The 3,376-nt window shown below is 51.4% G+C and carries 3 protein-coding genes; 1 reads left to right on the top strand and 2 read right to left on the bottom strand.

Features of this window, described 5'->3' with window-relative positions; translation table 11 throughout:
• On the bottom strand, window positions 1–571 hold a 571-nt coding region (locus FDW87_RS21995; protein ID WP_252363050.1), incomplete at its 3' end, for a lysine exporter LysO family protein.
• A gap of 142 nt (window positions 572–713) precedes the next feature.
• Entirely contained in the window at window positions 714–1,409 is a 696-nt protein-coding gene (gene aqpZ, locus FDW87_RS06520; RefSeq protein ID WP_137379551.1) for an aquaporin Z, read from the bottom strand.
• A gap of 372 nt (window positions 1,410–1,781) precedes the next feature.
• Between aqpZ and FDW87_RS06515 the strand changes: the two genes are divergently transcribed.
• Window positions 1,782–3,376: ATP-dependent endonuclease (locus FDW87_RS06515; protein WP_137379566.1), on the top strand; the 1,595-nt coding region annotated here is incomplete at its 3' end.

Here is a 3,376-nt window from a genome sequence, read left to right as displayed (position 1 = left end):
GGCCGAGGATCAACGCATTAATAACCCCCGCCAGCATCGAACTGGCGACGACGACCACCGCAACAATCATCCCCCGGCGATTCAGCACAATTTGCTTTAAGGTCATACCGCTGTTGCGCAGTTGAATCCCGACCAGGAACAGTAAAAAGATTAACGTATATTCGCTGGCTTCGGTGGCGTGCTGCAGAATAGGAAGACCGGTGAGGCCGAGCAGAAAACCCACGACGACGACGCCACAAAGCTGGAGCGACTCAAGCGCCATCGCAATTCGCGAGGGTAGCTTTTCTTGCTTGTGGTTATGTCGCCAGGGCAGCGAACGCTCCAGCCAGAACAGCGCCGCGATATTACACAGCAAAATGACCGTCACGCTGACCGCAGAATAATGAAGAATGGCTAACAGGTTGCTGGCGAGATTATCCAGAAACGCCAGGCTGATACCCATAAAAAAGAGAATAAGGTAGACGATCCAGCTCAACAGGCGATTGATGAGTTTTAATGCAGCCCTGTGCCGAAGCGGAATAAGGTAACCCACAATAAGGGGAACCAGAATGATTAACAGCCCTGAAAACATGAAAACCAGATCCTTGCTGAGAGTAAGACGAAATGCGCCAGCACACACTACTCAATGCAAAGAAGGGAGTAAAGTTGCAAATAAAAGGAAATATAGCGGGGAAAAAAAGACCTGACTTGCGCCAGGCCTTTTTTGTTATCGATTAATCGCGTTTTTCCAGCAGAGTGCGGTAAATAAGACCGCCGAGGACCCCACCGATAATCGGCATAACCCAGAAGAACCACAATTGCTGTAATGCCCAGCCGCCCTGGAAGATGGCTACAGCGGTACTACGTGCCGGGTTAACGGAGGTGTTGGTAACCGGAATACTGATCAAGTGGATCAGGGTTAACGCCAGACCAATCGCAATAGGTGCAAAACCTGCCGGAGCATGTTTATCGGTCGCACCGTGGATCACTAATAAGAAACCAGCGGTCAAAATAATTTCAATTACGACGGCAGACAGCATTGAATAGCCGCCAGGTGAATGTTCACCAAAGCCGTTCGAGGCAAAACCACTGGCAGTTGCGTCAAAACCAGCTTTACCGCTGGCAATAAGATACAGTGCCGCTGCTGCAACAATACCGCCCACAACCTGAGCGATAACATAACCAATAACGTCTTTTGCCGGGAAGCGACTGCCCGCCCATAAACCGAAGGTCACCGCCGGGTTAAAGTGTCCGCCGGAAATATGACCTACGGCGAATGCCATGGTTAATACGGTCAAACCAAACGCCAGCGCGACACCGGCAAATCCAATACCCAACTCCGGGAATGCTGCGGCCAGAACTGCGCTACCGCACCCACCAAAGACGAGCCAAAACGTACCGAAGAATTCGGCTGCTAATTTCCTGAACATAACCACCTCAATTAAAAGTTCCGGGTTCGTGTTCCTTACCCGGTAATTCATCGCTAAAAGGGACGATGATGAAAGAGCCGGTATTTTAGAAAAAAACATCATCCCTTCGCCAGTTAAATTGATGAAAAAATTTGATTTAAGGCAATATGTTGTGATTCCTCTTTGAATATTGGATGAATGAAGCATAGTTCAATTAGCAAAACGGCGATGATTGAGTTCTGAAATAATATTCCGGGGAAAACATAAGAAGAATATTCTTATATTTTTTGATTTCTGCGACTAACCTCCTGATCATATCGGGTGTCTTGAGCGCCCGCTTGCCGTTATACTCCTGATAACTTGAAGGAAAAAGTTAGCATTTCCGGAGGCTATATGATTCTCGAACGCGTTGAGATTGTTGGATTTCGTGGTATTAACCGTCTGTCGTTGATGCTGGAGCAAAGCAACGTGCTGATTGGGGAGAACGCGTGGGGTAAGTCCAGTCTGCTGGATGCTTTAACCCTGTTGCTGTCGCCGGAAACTGATTTGTACCACTTTGACCGCGAAGATTTCTGGTTCCCGCCGGGTGATATACAAGGCCGGGAACATCATCTGCATATCATCCTGACGTTTCGTGAGTCTCAACCAGGTCGCCACCGCGTGCGCAGGTATCGCCCTCTGGAAGCCAGCTGGACGCTGTGTCAGGATGGCTATCACCGCATTTTCTATCGGCTGGAAGGTGAATGTGCGGACGACGGTAGCGTTCTGACGTTACGCAGTTTTCTGGATGGCGAGGGCCATCAGCTTCCCCTCGACGACATTAACGATCAGGCGCGGCACCTCGTGCGTTTGATGCCAGTACTGCGCCTGCGCGACGCACGTTTTATGCGACGGATCCGTAACGGTACGGTGCCGGATTCGGCGGATGTCGAAGTGACCGCGCGGCAACTGGATTTTCTGGCACGTGAACTGGCTACCCGACCGCAAAACCTGACAGATGGGCAGATACGTCAGGGGTTATCGGCCATGGTACAGCTATTGGAACACTATTTTTCTGAGCAGGGTTCCAGTCAGTCCCGCTATCGTCTGATGCGTCGACGTTCCAATAACGAACAACGTAGCTGGCGCTATCTGGATATTATCAACCGTATGATTGATAGACCGGGCGGACGCACGCACCGCGTGATCTTGTTGGGATTGTTTTCGACGCTGTTACAGGCCAAAGGTACGCTGAGGCTGGATAAAGACGCCCGGCCGTTACTGTTGGTAGAAGATCCTGAAACGCGTTTACATCCGATTATGCTGTCGGTTGCCTGGCACCTGCTGAATTTGCTTCCACTGCAACGGGTGGCGACCACCAACTCAGGTGAGTTACTGTCCCTCACCCCCGTGGAACACGTTGTCCGCCTGGTGCGTGAGTCCTCCCGCGTCGCCGCCTGGCGGCTTGGGCCAGGTGGGATCAGCGCAGAAGATGGTCGGCGTATTGCCTTTCATATTCGTTTTAACCGTGCATCGTCGTTGTTTGCCCGCTGTTGGCTGCTGGTGGAAGGCGAAACGGAAACCTGGGTCATTAACGAACTGGCCCGCCAGTGTGGGCACCACTTTGATGCGGAAGGTATCAAAGTCATTGAATTTGCCCAGTCCGGCCTTAAGCCGCTGGTTAAGTTCGCCCGCCGGATGGGTATCGAGTGGCATGTGCTGGTTGATGGTGATGAAGCTGGGAAAAAGTATGCCGCTACGGTGCGGAGTTTGTTGAATAACGACAGAGAAGAAGAGCGCGATCATTTAACCATGCTTCCCGCGCTGGACATGGAACACTTTATGTATCGCCAGGGGTTCGCTGACGTTTTTCACAGGGTGGCGCAAATCCCCGAAAACGTGCCCATGAATATGCGCAAAATTATCTCGAAGGCGATTCACCGGTCGTCAAAACCAGATTTAGCCATTGAGGTGGCGATGGAAGCCGGGCGGCGCGGCGTTGACGCGGT

Source organism: Citrobacter sp. wls826 (genome assembly GCF_005281245.1).
Classification (GTDB): Bacteria; Pseudomonadota; Gammaproteobacteria; order Enterobacterales; family Enterobacteriaceae; genus Citrobacter; species Citrobacter braakii.
The sequence above is the reverse complement of the archived record's forward strand: the minus strand, read 5'-3'. Positions and strand labels throughout refer to the sequence as shown.

Coding starts and splice junctions, on each gene's coding strand:
- aqpZ (WP_137379551.1), bottom strand. CDS start 1,409: ATGTTCAGGAAATTAGCAGCCGAATTCTTCGGTACGTTTTGGCTCGTC.